Source organism: Mucilaginibacter antarcticus (assembly GCF_042686155.1).
Classification (GTDB): Bacteria; Bacteroidota; Bacteroidia; order Sphingobacteriales; family Sphingobacteriaceae; genus Mucilaginibacter; species Mucilaginibacter antarcticus.
In genome coordinates, this window is record NZ_JBHUON010000008.1 from 143923 (window position 1) to 162212 (window position 18290).

At 44.4% G+C, this 18290-nt stretch carries 9 protein-coding genes; 1 reads left to right on the forward strand and 8 read right to left on the reverse strand.

What is annotated here, in order from left to right:
- Positions 1 to 169: 169 nt before the first annotated feature.
- The gene (locus ACFSYC_RS08930) at positions 170 to 3457 is read right to left on the reverse strand and encodes a glycosyl hydrolase (RefSeq protein WP_377125957.1); all 3288 of its coding nucleotides are present in this window, start codon (positions 3455 to 3457) and stop codon (positions 170 to 172) included.
- A 467-nt stretch (positions 3458 to 3924) separates the two neighbouring features.
- Between ACFSYC_RS08930 and ACFSYC_RS08935 the strand changes: the two genes are divergently transcribed.
- Positions 3925 to 9264 (forward strand): Ig-like domain-containing protein, encoded by a 5340-nt coding sequence (locus tag ACFSYC_RS08935; protein ID WP_377125960.1) that lies wholly within the window; start codon positions 3925 to 3927, stop codon positions 9262 to 9264.
- A gap of 810 nt (positions 9265 to 10074) precedes the next feature.
- Here the strand turns inward: ACFSYC_RS08935 and ACFSYC_RS08940 are convergent.
- From ACFSYC_RS08940 to ACFSYC_RS08970, 7 genes are all read right to left on the reverse strand, one after another.
- Entirely contained in the window at positions 10075 to 11250 is a 1176-nt protein-coding gene (locus tag ACFSYC_RS08940) for an MFS transporter (protein ID WP_377125963.1), read from the reverse strand.
- Between the two features lie 120 nt (positions 11251 to 11370).
- Positions 11371 to 12186: a phosphatidylinositol-specific phospholipase C/glycerophosphodiester phosphodiesterase family protein gene (locus ACFSYC_RS08945; RefSeq protein ID WP_377125965.1), complete on the reverse strand. Its 816-nt coding sequence runs from the start codon at positions 12184 to 12186 to the stop codon at positions 11371 to 11373.
- A gap of 238 nt (positions 12187 to 12424) precedes the next feature.
- The gene (gene recA / locus ACFSYC_RS08950) at positions 12425 to 13438 is read right to left on the reverse strand and encodes a recombinase RecA (protein WP_377125968.1); all 1014 of its coding nucleotides are present in this window, start codon (positions 13436 to 13438) and stop codon (positions 12425 to 12427) included.
- A gap of 108 nt (positions 13439 to 13546) precedes the next feature.
- Positions 13547 to 14308, reverse strand: coding sequence for an endonuclease III (gene nth, locus ACFSYC_RS08955; protein ID WP_377125970.1), 762 nt, complete (start codon positions 14306 to 14308; stop codon positions 13547 to 13549).
- A 98-nt stretch (positions 14309 to 14406) separates the two neighbouring features.
- On the reverse strand, positions 14407 to 14598 hold the full coding sequence (locus tag ACFSYC_RS08960; RefSeq protein WP_377125972.1) for a hypothetical protein: 192 nt from the start codon (positions 14596 to 14598) through the stop codon (positions 14407 to 14409).
- Between the two features lie 176 nt (positions 14599 to 14774).
- The gene (locus ACFSYC_RS08965) at positions 14775 to 15548 is read right to left on the reverse strand and encodes a GLPGLI family protein (protein WP_377125974.1); all 774 of its coding nucleotides are present in this window, start codon (positions 15546 to 15548) and stop codon (positions 14775 to 14777) included.
- Between the two features lie 5 nt (positions 15549 to 15553).
- On the reverse strand, positions 15554 to 18211 hold the full coding sequence (locus ACFSYC_RS08970) for a TonB-dependent receptor (protein ID WP_377125977.1): 2658 nt from the start codon (positions 18209 to 18211) through the stop codon (positions 15554 to 15556).
- Between the last annotated feature and the right edge of the window lie 79 nt (positions 18212 to 18290).

Sequence of the window (18290 nt, forward strand, 5' to 3'; positions counted from 1 at the left end):
TCCACGTACAAATTTCCGTTCCACACATCGCAGTATCCTCTTCGAGAGACACTGCGAGAACTTCATCCTGTATCTCGTCCTAAAAACTTTTTTGTCTCCGCAGCATCTCCTGAAAGGGACCCTGCCATTTATGGCTCCGAACTTTAATGTGTTAGCATATCCAGTCTATCTATAGATCCTTACTAAGCTTAATACTTACCGGCCCAATTAACCCGCTGCTGCGCAAAGCCGCGCTTTTTGATGGGCCGTTTATTGTCCAGGTTTTGCGTTTAGCTTCGGGCTGGCCGGCATCATAAACCAGGCGGTTATACCAGGTGCCGGTTACTTCTATCTTCAGTTCGTTTTTGCCGTTTATTAGGTTACTACCCAAGTTTAAACGGTACGGGGCGCACCATAGCGTGCCAAGTAGTTTGCCGTTTAAGGTTACACGGGCTATCATGTCGGCCCTGCCTAAGTCAAGCATGTTGTTTGTACTTGGGTCAAGTTTGTCTATATTAAAACTTGTGCTATAAATAGCCGTGCCTGAAAATGCTTTACCTTCCGTAGACGTGTCCAGATCTTTCCATGGTATTAGTTCTGTTATTTGTACCGATCTTGGCGCATCCCAACCGCCCGGGAAAGCCAGGCTCCACGGCTCGGTTAATGGGATAGTAGCAACCGTTTTGCTTTGCGATAGTTTAGCGGCTACCGTTTGTGCTTTATTATGGTTAAACACTACAAAGCATGCCCCCGCCTGCGCCAGATCTAAAGCTACTTGCGTACGGCCATTTTTTACCGTGCCAAATATCGGCTTGCTGGTACCCATTACCGGATCCCACAGCTCAATGCTGCCGGTGTTTTTAAAGTCTATCGTTCCGTTAAAAGCCTGTCCTTTAGGTGCAGTGACGAAGTACCAGTCGGCGCCTTCTGTACGGCGGTGGGTCCAAAGCGCGTTGTCTGTAGTAACATCGGGGGTCATTTTTAACAGGTTCAACGCGTTGGCCAATGTAGTACCGGATATGATGACGCCTTTACCTATTTGGCGCAGGCCTTTTGCATTGGCGCTCCAAATGGATTTTACCGCGCTGTTAAAGCGAGCCTGGGCATTGGCGCCTCCGCTAAGTGTTACTATGCTTTTTGGTGCATTGCCGACAATGGTCGCCCCGGAACGGATCAACGCGGCCAGTTTCTCAAGCGTTTGTGGCAGCATATGCGTTGTCTCCGGCAGCCATAACACTTTATATTGAATACCTTCGGGCGTAACCAGCGCGCCATTATTGACCGATAAACGGTTTAGCAACACATCAGGGTTACAGTAATCATATTTATATCCCGCAGGGAAAAGCGCATTTTGATCAGGCTTGTGATCTATCTCATCGCCCAGGTACCATAACACGTCACTTACTGGTTTACCACGTTCCAGCATATAGCTTAAGCGGGCAAAATAGCTGTTAAAAGCGGGCATGTGCTGCCACCAGGTTTGCCCGCGCAAAAATGGCGTACCAATGCCCGCGCCAAAGGATGTGCCCGGTTTAATTGAATCATTAATTGGGTTGTGCGTGTAGGTATGATAAACCAAATGCGTTACCCCTTCAACACTGTTTACGTTGGCCACATCCTTAAGCATTTGCCACTGCTCGTCCCAGGTTAACTCAAAAGATGTAAACGCCTCGGCTGCCAAACGCGGCTTACCATAAATGCGTGCTGCGGACGCGGCCGGCTTTACGGGCTTAAAGTTTAAAGTGCCGACATAGCCATTAGAAAATGGCTGCCAAAACTCGCACATCGGTACATCGGCAAACTTATAGTATTCTAAAATATCTGTCGGCGTAACATCACCGGCAGCGGTTTCGTAGGATACAGACAGGTGGTTGCCTTTGGCCAATTGCGCCATGCGCCCAAAAAACTTGTGGGTGTGCAAATCATTTATGGCACCCCGCCAATCATGCAGAAAACGGAATGTAGTCTCCTGATCTTTTAGCACATACCCAAAAACCGCGGGCAGCCATTTACGCAGCGGATAAGTGGTAATGCGGGCAAATTCGGACTCCATATTGTTGGTCCAGGTTTGTGTTTCGCACTCCCAACTGTCCATCAGCATCCCGGTTAACAAGCCACCGTCAAGCGGACCGCCACTGCCCGATAAACGGCCTATGTAGCCCGCAAAATGCGCGTCGGCACCTGCTTCTGATAGTTTATCACATTCCCAGCCTGTACCTTCGGGTGGGGCGGGGCCATTCTTTTTACCGGTATTGACATGCCCTATGCGCAGAATTGTCCAGTTGCCAATAGGGGCGGTCCACTTAATGTTACCCTGGGCGTCAACCATTTTGGTAATGTCAACTATCCGGGCAGGATCAATGTAGCTTTTGGCAGATTGTGCGTAGGTTGTACCGCTGCGGTCAATTTTGCGCAGGGTCCAACCGGCTTCGGCTTCCCAGTTATTTTTGCGCGCGGCTGTAAAAAAGCGGATGTAATTAAGCTGCATATCATGCTTGTTCTCAATCCACACCTTAAATGTTTTTGCACCCTTTACTTCAGGCAAAGCTAATGACAGCGGCCTGTTATCCTGCCAATTGGAGGCGGGGATATCATCATTTAAAATCTCTTTAATTTTGCCATTAGGCAGTATCGCTTGAACTTTTACTTTAACACCTGGCTCATAGATCCACGCGTGAATAAAGCTGTTTACGCTGGGCAACTCTATAGTCCGTACGGTAACTGTATCCGCAAAGTTAATTTCTACCCAATATGGATCGCTACCGGCGGCAGGCTTTAATCGCACGGCTTTTGCTGGTAAATTAACCAATAAGTCGGCCCACTTTACGCCTTCGCTGCCTTTGACAGAAACCGGGAAAAGCGGCAAACCGGTATCATCGGCAGGTGTCGGGAAAGTTAAGACGGTGATGTCTTTATAATCGCGCCAATCTTCTTTACTTGGCTGGGGTTGTTCTAAATGCTGGCTGATCAGTTTACCGCCTTTTACGTCGGTGCGGCTCCAGGCCAGGTGACGCATGGCGTTTGTAGGTGTTATCCATGGGCCGCCGGCCATTGCCCAACCCGGGCAGTTTTGCATGGTAAATTTTAGCCCCAAGCGCTTGCATTCAAGGGCGGCATGCTTAACAGCATCTTCCCATAACGGGCTTAAGCAGGTTATTTGCGGCTCAACACCCGGCCACGGACCGCCAAACTGGCCATGAAATAATTGTATGCCCGAGATGCCTGACCGGGCGATAGCTTCCAGATCGGCAGTGATCCCCTTTTTAGACACGTTACCACCAATAAAGTGGAACCAAGTTTCAGGGTAATATACTTTTTGTGGCGATTTAAAGGCCGTTGCGTCATAATTGCCAAACTTGCGGTTAAGTTCTTCTTTATCGGGCACTGTAGGTGCGACTTGTGCCAATAGCGGCAATACATTAAAAATGGCTAGCAAAGCCGCGGCTAGTGCAAGGCTGGAAGGTTTTCTCAAATTCATTTCGGTACAATCAGTTAATTGCCGTAAACCTGAACGGATCAAAGACCCACATCTTCAAATTATAGCTGGCATTGATGGTTCACAATTGGTTTGCCTGTAAGAGTTATGCAAAGGGGGCCTTTGCAAGCTGCTTATAAGCTTAGCTAAGCTATTGCAAATAAAGAATAAAACTGTCCCCTACTGTCCGCCACATGCATATCAATAAAGTGCAACCTTTGCGCGTTGTATTTTAGGAAGCAAATGCGACTAAAATTAGGATCGGCCCACGGATAATATTTGTAAAGGATAGGTAAATAATATACCAGCCAAAAAACAACCTTAAAACAGTACTTGCAGCCTAGTTTACGTATAAAGATATAGTAAAACAAAATATCCCAAATTTAGTTAACTGATAAAAAGCCAATTCAATTCAAGATAAAACGTGACGTTTCGCGCGATTGATAGTCTTGATTTGGTAGGTTCATTATATGAAAAATAAGCTTATTGTTTTTCTTTTACTAATATCATTTAATCGCGCGTACAGCCAATGTACGCTAAATGCAACTTTAACTACACCTAACCCGGTGGTTTGCTCGGGTTCTCCTATTTATTTAACAGCTACGCCATCCGGCGGGACCGCTCCCTTTAACTACGCCTGGAGCAGTGGCGAAAGCGGTGCGGTTATCAGCGTAAATAAAGCCGGCACCTATACCGTAACGATCACTGATGCGCAAAACTGTTCAGTTGTAAAAAACATAGCTATAACAACAGGTACAACACCCACGCCACCGGCACTTGATGATGCTATAGCTTGCCCGGGCTCATCTGCCACTTTAAAGCCCACCGGGCCTGGCGGAACCTACCAATGGTATGACGAAAACGGCGTTTTTAAGTTTACAGGCGACACTTACGTCACTCCACCTATTACAGCTAAAACCGTATTTTATGTAGAAACCACTATTGGGGGCTGCACCAGCGCGCGCGCCCTGGTTACCGTCTTCCCCATTACACCGCCGAATGTTGCAGGTGGCAGCACGTGCCCCGGCTCATCTGTTACACTGAGTGCCAGCGGCGCTGGCAATTATGAATGGTTTGATGGCAGCTCCCGCGTTGGCACCGGGCCCAGTTTTAACACCCCTGCGCTTTTTGCCACCAAAACCTATCACGTTGTAGGCACAACTGCAGGTTGCGTTAGCACCCGCGTACCGGTAGTGGCCGAAGTATTAACCCCGCCTGACGCACCAACTATAGTTGGTCCTGCCAGCACTTGCAGTGGTACCTCGGTAACATTATCGGCAACAGCGCCGGCCAATGCAATATTTGAATGGTATACGCAGCCAAACGGGGGTACGCCTCTTATTTCAAGCCCGGTATATACCACGCCCATTTTATCCTCAACCACCAGATATTACGTACAAGCCACAGTAGGCAACTGCGTTGGTGCCCGGCGAGAGGTTATTATAACCGTAAACCCAGTGCCGGCCATACCTAATGTGGCGACAGTACCTCCGGCATGCGCGGGCAGCCAAGCTACATTGGCCGTTACATCGCCACTTGCCGGGGGCATTTATCGCTGGTATGCCACCAGTACCAGCACCACTATATTAGATAACACACCTACCTTTAGGCCGGTGGTTACTTCATCGACCCCATTTTATGTCGAGGTAGAAGTAAATGGCTGCACCAGTACCCCGCGAAGGCTGGTTGCTGTTACAGTTAACCCGGCTACCACAGCGCCAACAGTTACCGCAGTGCCCCCTGTTTGCGAGGGGCAAACGGCTACGCTTACAGCAACCGGGCTTGGCGGCAACTATAGCTGGTACGATGTTGAAACCGGCGGCACACCCTTACTTGCCAATAGCCCTATTTTTACAACACCCGCACTGACGTCAACAAAAAGCTTTTATGTTGAAACAGCAGCAAATGGCTGTACCAGCAGCCGTACAGAAGTAATAGTTACCGTTATTAATAAACCTTTACAACCAACAGTATCAGGTAATTTAGCAGTATGCTCCAACTCGGGCACAACTTTAACAGCAACTGGCCCGGGCACTAGTTTTGAGTGGTTTGACGCGGCTATTGGTGGTAATCTGGTAGCAAGCGGAGCTACTTTTAATACGCCTGCATTGCCTGCTAACAGAAGCTACTTTGTACAAACATCTGCCAATGGCTGTTCAAGTACGCGTACCCAGGTTGATATTTTGGTTAACCCTACTCCCGGCGCGCCGACCGTTACACCCGTGGCACCAGTTTGTGCCGGCAACACTACCACGCTAAATGCAAGCGGGGCGGCCACTTTAAGGTGGTTCGGGGCGGCATCAGGCGGCCCGGTTTTGGGTACAGGGCTATCTTTTACAACGCCAACTTTAAATAGCAACACATCGTATTGGGTCGAATCATACAATGGCACTTGTTCAAGTCAGCGCGCGCCCATAAACATCACTGTAACATCTACCGGCAATCAGTTTCAATATGAGTCTGCTACCTATTGTAAAACAAGCACTAACCCTGCCCCTACCATAACTGTCCCGAATGGCACCTTTAGTGGCCCGGCAGGTTTGGTGATAAATGCCAACACAGGCGTAATTGATATTGCGGCAACAACGCCCGGCATTTATGATATAGTTTATACCAATGGCTGCACGCTCACTACAGAAAGAGTTGCCATTGTTGTAACTACCGATGCTACATTTACCTATCCCGCTGCAATTTATTGCCAATCAAATGCCAATCCATCGCCCGTTTACCCAAGCACGGGTAGCGCGGGCAAATTCACTGTATCACCAGCGGGTTTAGCCTTCAGAAATATACGTTCAGGGATTATTGACCTTGCTGCAAGCGCACCTGGTAATTACATTGTAAAAAACACTATAGATGCGGCCAGTGGTTGCCCGGAAGTTTCGGCTATCTTTAATATTCGGATTGATCAAAGGGTTATTGTAACTGCCGGGCCTAATCAAACTATCGCACAAGGTGATGACGCACAACTGGCGGGTAGCATTGGCGGGGCGGTAACAACAGGTACATGGGCTACCGCCGGCACAGGCACTTTTTTACCAAATAACAGCACCTTAAACGCTGTTTATCGACCCGGCACCGGCGAAAGCGGGCCAATTACACTCACCTTAACCTCAGCAAATCCGGGCACTGCATGCGGCGCGGTGTCTAATACGGTTGTAATTACTTATAATGCCAAACCGGGCAACCCAACCTTCTCCGGCCCCGCCACTGTATGCCAAAATGAGGTCGCTACACTAACCGCTACCGGCCCCGTAGCCGATACCTACAAATGGTATACGGTTGCCAGTAACGGCTCGGCCGTATTTACAGGTGCAAGTTTTACTACACCTGCTTTAAGTACAGCCGGCGTTAATACTTATTATTTAGAGGCTATAGTAAATAACGTACCCAGCAATCGCACACAAATTGATATAACCGTTACTGCAAAGCCATTGCCGCCTGTGTCAAACGCCGTTGTTAACACATGCTATGGCAGCTCGGCAAGGTTAACGGCCACTTCGCCATTGCCCGCAGGTGTTATAACATGGTACAGGACCATAAGTGGGGGCGCGCCTGTTTTTACCGGCTCTGTTTTTGACACCCCAACGCTTATAGCCAATACCACCTATTACGTACAGGTTGCAGCTGGTAGCTGCGGTAGTGACAGAACCAAAGTTGATGTAATTGTAAAGCCCATGCCGCATATTACCAGCGTAGCCCGAGACGAAACCTGTAACGGGGCGGTAAATTACCTGATCACTGCCGACCAAACAGGCACTACATTTAATTGGAGCCGTGTACCAAGACCCGAAATAAGCAACGCTGACGTAACCAATCAGACAAATTCAACGATATCAGAAACGCTGATAAATACAACTGGCGCAACTGTTGACGTTACCTATCGCATAACCCCAATTTTTAACGGTTGCAGCGGTGAGGTTTTCGACTATGTGGTAAGAGTGTTTTCTACACCGAAGGTTGTTAGCCTCCCGCCCGCCCCAATTTGCAGCAAACAAATCAGTACAGGCGGCTTTTATACCATTTTGTTTAACACCCCTATTACTGAAGTAAGTTGGACCAGGCCCGCCATTGCCGGCATTAGCAACCCAGCAGTGACTAATCAGCGCAGCCCTACATTGTATGAAAATTTAGAGAACACATCCACCGCGCCTATTACGGTAACCTACATTTTTACGTTTAGTAGTCCTGACTGCCCTACACCAACAACCTACCCGGTGAATGTTATAGTTAACCCTAAAGTTACTATCAATAGCCCATCTAACGGCGGCGAAATATGCAGCGGCAGCGATATAGTGTATGACATCCGATCAGACGTATCCGGGGCAAACTATATCTGGACACGACGAGACGACCCACGCATTATCCCGGCGCCTACGCCAACCACAGCTAATCGTATTGCCGAAGCATTAACCAATATATCAGGCGGGTACGTTGATGTTTTTTATGATATAGCCGCTACCACAGGTTGCCAAACACCGTTTACCTATAAGATAACTATTAAACCCCAACCTGCCCAACCGCAGGCATTTACCAACGCGCCAATTTGTGTAGGCAGTACTTTATATCTGATACCAGGACCAGTAGAGCGAGGCAGCACCTATAATTGGACCGGCCCAAATGGCTATACGTCAGACCTGGCACAAGCCTACATATCAAACGTTACCAAAGCCGCCAGGGGGGTATATACCTTATATATAAGCAAAAACGGCTGTACAAGTATTGGCGGACAAACTAACTTTGTCGAAATTAACGATAAACACAGCGCTAATGCAGGCGGCACCTTACTAGCCTGCCTAAACGCCACATCTGTACAATTAAAAGGCGAGATAGGCGGCGGATCAACAACCGGCCAATGGGGTTTGGGTACAGGTACCGGATCTTTTCCTGATCCGGCAAACCTAACGGGCTTGTACATTCCCTCAGCAGCTGACAAAGCTAAAGGCGAAATAACACTTATTCTAACCTCGACCGGACAAGACGATTGTTCCCGGGCATCTGATGTATTGACAATTAAGTTTACCAGACTGCCGGGCACTGATGCTGGGCCCGACCGTGCGGTTTGCAACCAAGATCCGGCCATTGTATTAGAAGGAAAAATGATATTGGCCGGCAATGGCAGGTGGACAAGCGCAGGCACCGGTACATTCTCATCGCCTATACAGACAAATGGCGCCGCTAGTCCCACGTACTCGCCCAGCCCGGCAGATATAGCAGCCGGCAAGGTTACGCTAACGCTTACAGCCGACAATATGACCGACGATTGTTACATACCTGTAGATCAAGTGGTACTAACACTGGAACCGCCTGTCAAAATAAGCGCCGGGCCTACAAAATACTTATTACCAGGCAATACCACTCAGCTTACCCCAACGGTTAATGATCCTAAAGCAACATATACGTGGTCGCCGGTTACGGGATTAAATGACCCTACCCTAAAAAACCCAACAGTTACCGGGGATGTAACCCGCATTTACACACTGGTGGTTCAGGATGGGCTTGGATGTACTACCGAACCTTCAAGCGTGCAGGTAATTATATCGCCAAAAATAGAATTAACAAATGCGTTTACACCCAACAACGACGGTATTAACGATACCTGGGAACTCACCGGCTTAATTGCTTACCCTAATGCAGTGGTTGACATATTTAACCGCCACGGCCAACAGGTTTTTCACACAATAGGATATACAAAATCCTGGGATGGCACCTTTCAAGGCAAGCCTGTGCCAATGGGCACCTATTACTATATTATTGACCCAAAAATGTATGGTTTAAAATATAGCGGCAATGTAAGCATTGTAAAATAATACCGAACAACTGATTATAAACAGCAGGGATGTCTATATCCATGTGACGAAGGTATTTTTGTGGAAATGATTTTGGTATATAAAAAAGGCTTAAAACAAGTAAGGTCCCTGATGGGCAGGGACCTTTACTAAACCAATTATAAACCTAAATTATGAGAAGACTATTTTAAAAAGCTCTTGGAGATAATCTCTCTCCGTTTGCATGGTGTAAAGATAACACTATCTTTTTAATTGTGCAAATTATTTTTTGTAATATTAATGTCAAATGGATTACATCACCTATCATAATGATAAAATAACATTTAAAACCTTATAAATGTGCTAACAATGTTAAAATCAAATCAATTTAAAGTTAACACGGAGCATTGTTACAAAAAAAACCTTCACAGAACAAACATGACCCAAAAATACGACTATATCCATCTAAAACGTCAAAAAAAAAGTCATATTTAACATATTTTAACTATTAGCCATGGTTTTAAACCTCAGTTTAAAGTCTTTTTAATAGCATACCGTTTAAAAATCGCTTTTATGATCCATTATTAACATAATGGATCATAATTTATCATTGACCGTTTGATGTTTAAACAACATTTTTTATAAACATCAATGAACTTAGCCTGCAATCAAAAATGGTTTCATTTTTGTAACCGATAATTAGATATATGCCAGCAAAAAATGTTACAACTCCTTTAAATAATACTACCCACACCTTTAATATTACCCGCACCAAAGCCGGGCAGGTATCCAAATTTACGCAAATGAGTTACGCAATAGGGAGGTTCTTTCTTGTCCCGCTGGCAGAGATGTTTAACCGCGCTTTTTATCTTCGGACATCAGGTATGAAAAGCCTGCTGCTAACAACATTGATCCGGTAACAAAAAGCGCTATTGGCAAGGTAAATTGCTGCGCTAACAGACCCAAAAGTGCTGGCCCGGCCAGCTGCCCCGCGTAACCTATTGTACTCATAATTGATACCGCGCTTGAGCTGGAAACTTCTTTCATGCTACCCGCTGCACTAAAAAACACCGGGACTATGTTGGAAGCGCCAATACCAATTAAAACAAATCCAAGCAACGTTACGGACATCCAGGGCGCAAACAGTATACAGCTATAGCCTGCAAAAGCAATTATACTACCGGTTACAACAACCATTTTACTACTAAACCTGGATACTATTTTGTCGCCAAACAAGCGCATAACAGCCATGGCAACCGAGAAAAAAGCGTAACCCAAACCTGATAACGCTTTGTCTACTCCTTTATAATCATGCAGCAATAATGCTCCCCAATCAAGCATTGCACCTTCCGACAAAAACGCTACGAAACACATGGCACCTAAAAAGATAACTGTACTATTAAGCCAGGCCGGTTTTTGATCTTTATTTTTAACATCTTTGAGCGGCGGCTCGGTAAGTGATTTCTCTTCGTCACTCTTTAAAAGGGATGAATGCTGGCTAAAGGTTAAAGCCAGTAAGACAACCGATACCGTAAGTGCTCCAAAAACCGGTTCTAATCCTAACCTGATCAACATTGCAATTAGCAAAGGGCCAAGCAAACCCCCTACACTAAACAAGCCGTGAAGTGATGACATAATAGGTTTACCCAAATGGTTTTGGATAACGGCGCCGTGATTATTCATGGCCACATCTATACAGCCTATGCCTGCACCAAATACAAATAAGGCAGGCGCCATAGTAGCCCAGGTAGCAAGCAGCAGCAAGGTTGGTAAGCTAAAAGCAATTATCAGGGCTGATACGACCATAACCAGCCTTGAACCAACACGGTTAATAAGCCAGCCCGCAAAGGGCATCGCACAAATGGCACCAGCGCCTAAAAAAAGAAGTAACAGACCAAGGCTGCTATCATTAAGTTGTAAACGGTCTTTAGCAAATGGCACCATTGGCGCCCAACTTGACAGGGCTAGCCCGCATACCAGGAAAAACATTTTAGTGGCCCGGGTAGCGGGCTGCAGGTTATTTGTCATAATGCACCGAGGTAGATTAGCGCAAAACTATGGATTATCACCCTAACCACCCCGTAAAATTTATGACGATGTTGAAGTTTTAAAGCGTGGACGCAATGGATAACTGGTGTTATATTATTATCAGTTATTCTGAGATACCAGGAAATTCTTTAACGCTACCAGCTTATCCGTGTTGATCAAATCTACACCACAGTTCAGTATTTCTTTCCAAACGGCCTGGTTATCCGGCGAAGCCCACAGCCTAACCTGGTCGCCATTTTTATGGGCACGGTCAACATATCTTACCAAACGCGCTTTTTCGGCGTTAGGCATCCTGCCACTACCTTTCCATTTTATCAATTTTGAGTATTTGCAGCTAGCCATTGTAGACACGTTGGCAGCAGTGTCCCGGTTAACCTTTCGAAGGTCCTCGTCTATAAACGCCAGGCGGGTCTTTTCGCTTTTAACTTCACGATACGGTTTGTGTCCTGATAATACAATAGTAACGGCACGCTTGGTAACAACACCGCTATCATAGCTGGAAAGAATGTCTCTATATTTTTCTAAAAGGGGTTTTAAAGCTTCATAGGTACGTTTACCATCAGTTTTGATATCTATCATCAAGGTTACAGGCTTATTGTAACCTTCGTAAACGTTACCGTTATACTTACAGGCAAGCGCTGCTAACGGGGCTAAATATAAGCTCTCTAAGGTGCGTTTTCCTTTAAAAAAAGGGTTGATGTGGGCTACAACCAACTTGCCGTTAAATAAAAACACATCGGCCTCTATGTTTGTGTAACCATTTGCCTGTGCTTCGGCAAGGGGGCGCTTATGACGGTAGTCGTTATGGGCAAACGCATTTGCCAGCGTTACCATTTGGGCCTTTACGGCAATACTTAGCATAAGGAACGCCAAAAGTATTGACGTTCTTTTTAGTTTGAGTTTAAAAAAGGGCATTAAATAGGGGTATTATAAAAATGTATCATTCCTGTTACAGATCATAAATGTATGACCTAGGAATGACATTTAAAAGCGTTTCCAAAAATTTAATCATAAGTTGTTTTATAGTTAACTTATACGCAAAATTGCTATCAAGGTTGTAAAATGTATTAACAAAAAAGCCCCGTCGATTTCCGAAGGGGCTTTGTATTAAAGGTTTACCAGGACCTTTCTATAACGGTCCAAAGAACTAAAACTATTCTGTTTCTTCAACCAGTTGGTCGCCGCTAACTTCAGCTCGGATCTTGACTTCCAGCTCTTCCATTAATTCAGGATTATCCAGTATCAGTTGTTTAACCGCATCGCGGCCCTGGCCTAAACGGGTTTCCCCATAGCTAAACCACGAACCGGCTTTTTTAATGATGTTGTGCTCAACGCCCAAGTCAATAATCTCGCCTGCTTTAGATATACCTTCCCCAAACATAATGTCGAACTCGGCAATACGGAAAGGCGGAGCCACCTTATTTTTAACGATCTTAACCTTAACCCGGTTACCAGACACCTCGTCACTATCTTTAATTTGGGATATACGACGCACGTCTAAACGTACCGAAGCATAAAATTTCAAAGCGTTGCCACCGGTTGTAGTCTCGGGGTTACCAAACATAACGCCGATCTTTTCGCGCAACTGGTTGATAAATATACAGCAGCATCCGGTTTTGCTAATGGTACCGGTTAACTTACGCAAAGCTTGCGACATTAAACGTGCATGCAAACCCATTTTAGAATCACCCATCTCGCCTTCAATCTCTGCCTTTGGCACTAAGGCCGCTACGGAGTCAATAACAAGAATATCAATAGCGCCCGAGCGGATAAGGTTATCAGCAATCTCTAAAGCCTGCTCACCGTTATCGGGTTGCGAGATCAAAAGATTTTCAACATCAACACCTAATTTTTTAGCATAAAAACGGTCGAAAGCATGCTCAGCATCGATAAATGCAGCAATGCCGCCTTTCTTTTGTGCTTCGGCTATGGCGTGGATGGCCAGGGTTGTTTTACCTGATGACTCCGGACCATATATTTCTATAACCCGGCCTTTAGGCAAACCACCAACACCCAAAGCGATGTCAAGGCCTAATGAACCTGTTGATATCACCTCTATAGGTTCAATTACAGAGTCGCCCAGTTTCATGATGGTACCTTTACCGTATGATTTTTCTAACTTATCAAGTGTAAGTTGTAGTGCTTTTAATTTATCTGCGTTGCTCATCTTTTAATAATATCTTTAGCAAAAATAATAATTATTTTTTAAATATACTAATATTTTTAGTATTTATTTTTGTACTGTATATAAACGTACTTATAACTAAACTCAGTGTCAAATATTCTTATCAACACTGCGCTTTTTCAGCTCTTTGCTAATCACATTTAATGATTTTCTGAGCTTAGCGTCTTTGGCTTTTTTCAATCGTAACGCTTCAGCTTTTAGTAAAGCCTTTTTGGTATTGTTACGCTCATAATATCGGCAAAACCACGTAAGCGGGCAAATTTCGCATTTGGGGCTGCGGGCTACGCAGATATATCGGCCATGTAGTATTAACCAATGATGCGCCACGGCCAGGGTTTCATTAGGCAGAAACTTTACCAATTGTTTTTCAACGGCCAAAGGAGTTGTCGCATTTGTGGTAAGCCCTATCCTATCTGCCACCCTAAACACGTGCGTGTCAACAGCTATGGCTGCAACATCATACACTACCGATGCTATTACATTAGCCGTTTTGCGGCCAACGCCGGGCAGTTTCTGTAATTGATCAATGTCCGCAGGGACTACCCCGCCAAAATCACCGGTAAGCATTTTAGCCATGCCTACCAAATGTTTTGCTTTGTTGTTAGGATAACTCACGCTACGGATGTAAGTGAACACCTCGTCGCTGTTTGATGCTGCCAGGCTATCTGCATCAGGGAAACGGGTAAACAAGGCAGGTGTTACCTGGTTAATACGCTTATCGGTACATTGTGCAGACAGTATAACCGCCGCCAGCAACTCATATGGATTGGTGTAATGCAGTTCTGTTTCGGCCTCGGGCTGATGCTTTGAAAAATAATCAACAAAGTGTTTATAGCGTTCCTGTCTGAGCATGTTTAAAATTTGTGTAAACGGCACGCAAAAGTAAAAAAAAGTCCGGTGATGAAATTTAATTCATCACCGGACCTGAGGTTTTTTACAACTAACCGTTACTACCGCAAACCTTTTGAGTAATCAAGAATATTGCTGATAGTTTGAAGTTGAGGATTCTTTTGCAGAAGATCCAATTGAGGGCGTAGCGAATGATAAAAAATCAATTCGTCCGCTTCAAGGTTTTCTTTTACGCTTTCTTTCATCACTTCATTTTGGTTAGTGAGCTCATTCAAAGTAGAGGTTTCACCCATAAGCTACAAGTTTTTTATTTGTTGTTATATGTGTATAAACGACACTAATTTGTATTTATTTTATCAAAATGAAAATTAAATGAAATTTTCTTGCAGGTTGATATTCTTGAGAATGAGGACAGTCAGGCAATATTCTTTAACAACGAAAAAGGTCACTGTTTTAGTGCCCCTTTGCTTTATAAAGTATATCCTTTTAAATAATATCGGCCCAACTCGCCGGCCTGGGCAAGGCCTTTTAGCAATTCTGCGTACAGGCTTTTATAATCAACCGGAGTGCCTTTTTTGGGCGGCACCAGCTTTTTGGGGTCAGCAGGCATTTCGGTAACTTTCGTTGCCACCCAGCTAACGTTATCGTGCGGCAGGGCCAGCTTAAGTATCATTCCGGGTAATCCATTAAATGATTCCGGGCCGCCCGACACATGGATATCATCGGTGTAAAAGGCCACCACATAAATCGAATCAAGCATCAGTCCGTTAGCCCTCCTGCAAGGGTACCCGGCAACAACCTGCGTTTCATCGGTCAGTTTCCACTTTATTTTCCGGATAGTATCTTTTACTAATAAAGTTTTCTCGGCATATTCTTTTTGTATGGTAACAGCATTTTTGTCAAAATCACAAAAGACGGTATTAGGCTGGCTTACAATCGGCTGATCATAAAACCAGGGGATAGCTTTTGCCGGTGGTATCGGCGTATAAAGCGATACTCCATTACCAAATATAATCGTGCTTTTTAATTTCAAAAATTGTGGCTCGGTACGCAAATACTGCTCATAATAAGGTTTGTTCTCACCAGCAAATTCTTTGGTGAGTTTCTTTTTCATCAGCGCAAACATGTTGTTGCTTTTTTCAAACTCAATTACCCCGCTTATAATAAAATGCTTGCTTTGGGCAACTACCGCCTCTGTCTGCAAAAGCAATAATCCAAATATCAATTTTAGCACGTATTTCATGATGTTTATCTTTGTAATGATTTACCAAACTTGCTAAAATCCCAGGTTACCATCAGCATAAAGTAGCGGCGTATAGTATTATGTCGTTCTTCAACAAAGTTATCCTGTGTACCGGTGCGGCTATAACCTGTATTTTGATTAAACAAATCATTGCCGGATAGGATTACTTTAAGCGTTTCTTCTTTAAAGAAATTTTTGCCCAGGTACACCTTTAACAACACGCGATGAAAATCATCAGCAAACACCTGGTTTTTGGCAGTAAACTCATAACTAGCTTCATCACCTATATAAAAGTTAAATGGCAGTTTACTAAAAAGATTTAAATGCGCAAAGTAACCCCGCGTGTTGTTGTTAACCGCTTGTAATGAGCTTGAGTTAACTGTGTAATTTATCCCCAGATCAAAATAATAATTATAACCAGGCTTACTGTTGCTTATGCTGATGCCCGGGTTATAAGTGGTAGATTTAGTTGTGTTTAACTGACTGTTGATATAGCTATAATACGTACTGCCATCAACTGTTAAACTTGGGCTTAACAAAAAAGCCTGTTTAGTGAGGCGACCATAAAACTCCACATAAACGTTCCAGTTGGTGGGGCTTTTTTCTTTAAGATTGGTCCATTGATAAGTATTTATACCTGATATGGTATCAGTAATACGGTTTCTTAGGATAGCATTCAGTCGCGTTGAATAGTTCACCCTGAAATTCATGCCCTGATCTGCACTGGACCGGTAAACCCTATAGTTTAAATTAAAGGAGTTGTTAAACTCTGGTTTTAAGACAGGGTTACCAATGGTAATATTTAATTGATCTGTATTTTGACGTAAAGGTTGTATTTGTGTTATTGATGGCTGGCTGGTATTGCCGTTATAATTAAGGGTTATCGAAGCAGCTTTGGTAAGCTGGAAATAAAGATCAGCATAAGCTCTCCAGTTATCAAAATGCCGGGTAAGCATGGTGTCTACTAAATGGTCAGTTTGTTTAAAACTTGTCGCTGAATAACTTCCGCTAACATTAGCCGTGACCTTGTTTTTGCGGTAAACAGCAAATAGATTATAGCTGCTGCCTGATTTTCTGGTACTGAAATCGCTGCTGAATGTTGGGTCAAACACATCGTAAATGTTAGCCGCTGATTTGTTGTATGACAAGGTGCTTTGATTTGTATTACCACCCGAAAGCCCATAAGTGGCCGTTGCGGTAAACCCCTTAAATAATTGATCTGAAAAACTAACACTAGTTGAGAAATTATTACTGTTGCTAATGTAGGGTTTGTATTGATTTACAACGGTACTGTCAATCCGTATGCCCTGGTCGTTATATAATCTTAAAACAGAACTAACATAATCCTGGCTTTTTGACTCGTTAAAGAAACCGGACGCTGATAATCCTATACTTCGCCCTGGTTTTGCCAATCGCTTAGTTAATCTCACAAAGGTATTAGCAAACCTATTATTATTTTTACCATCAGTTTTATTGCTATTATCATTAAGCATAACCCCGTTTGCCCGGTGAGTATCTGTATGCCCCAGTGTCTGAGATTCGCTATAAGCGTCGCGGCCATTTGCTGATAATGACACAGTTGTTGTAGAGTCAATTTTGCTATTTAAAATCAGGTCGGCGACTTGATATGAGTTATAGTCGTGGGTCGTCCTGTCCTGCAGGCTACGGTTATAATTGCCCGGCTGGTTATTTTGGGTAAGCGTGTTTCCGATAATGTTATTGTCAACAGCTCCGGTTTTGTAATCGGCGTTTACAGATTGCTTGTCGGTGTTCCACTTGCCATCATAATGCAAACCACCATCGCGGTTTTTAGGCGCCCCGGCATCGCCACCGGTATTATAGGCATTACCGAACCCCGATATTTTTTCTTTGGGATTAAATTTATTAAAAGACAATTTGCCGATGTAATAATCGCCGGCACCATAGCCAGCCTCGGCCTTGCCAAATATGCCGCGGCGTTTATCTTCACGCAGCTGCAGGTTAATTGTTTTTACTTTAACACCATCCTCTACACCGGTTTGCTTGGCCTCGGTGCTTTTGTCGTTATAAACCAACACGTTGCCAACCATGTCAGCCCGTACCATTTTTGATACCAGCGTTGGGTCGTCGCTGTAAAACTCCTCGCCATCAACCAGGATTCTTTTCACCTCCTCGCCCTGAAAGATAATGACGCCGCTCTGGTTAATGCGCATACCGGGCAATTGCTTTAATAAATCATCAACCTTAGCATTTTTCTGGGTGATGTATGCCGCTGCATTAAACATAGTCGTATCGCCTTTAATTTTCATAGCTACCGCTTTTGATTTGATGATTACCTCGTTCAGTAGCATAGCCTTTGATACCAGGACCAACTTTCCAAAATCATGAACAGGCTTCGCAGCATCTAACTTAAAACTTTCGCTATAGTCGGCGTAGTCAGCATAATTTACCAGAAGCATGTAGCTGCCCGGCTTTAAATTGTTAATGGCGAATGCTCCTTTGCTTGTATAAGTGAATTTTTGCAAAATGGAGTCTTTAGCGTTAACAACGGTAACGGTAGCCCCATCAAGGTTGGCTTTGCTTGAGGTGTCGGCTACAATACCCTTTACGCCATTGTTGCTTTGAGCATAAGCGGTAAAGGTGAAGCAACACCAGAGAATTGAAATTGTGATAAGGTTTTTCATAAGGTGGTTTATGCAAATAATGTGATTATTGGCGACATGAATATTGGTTTATCAACTTCGAAAACAACATCGGATCAAC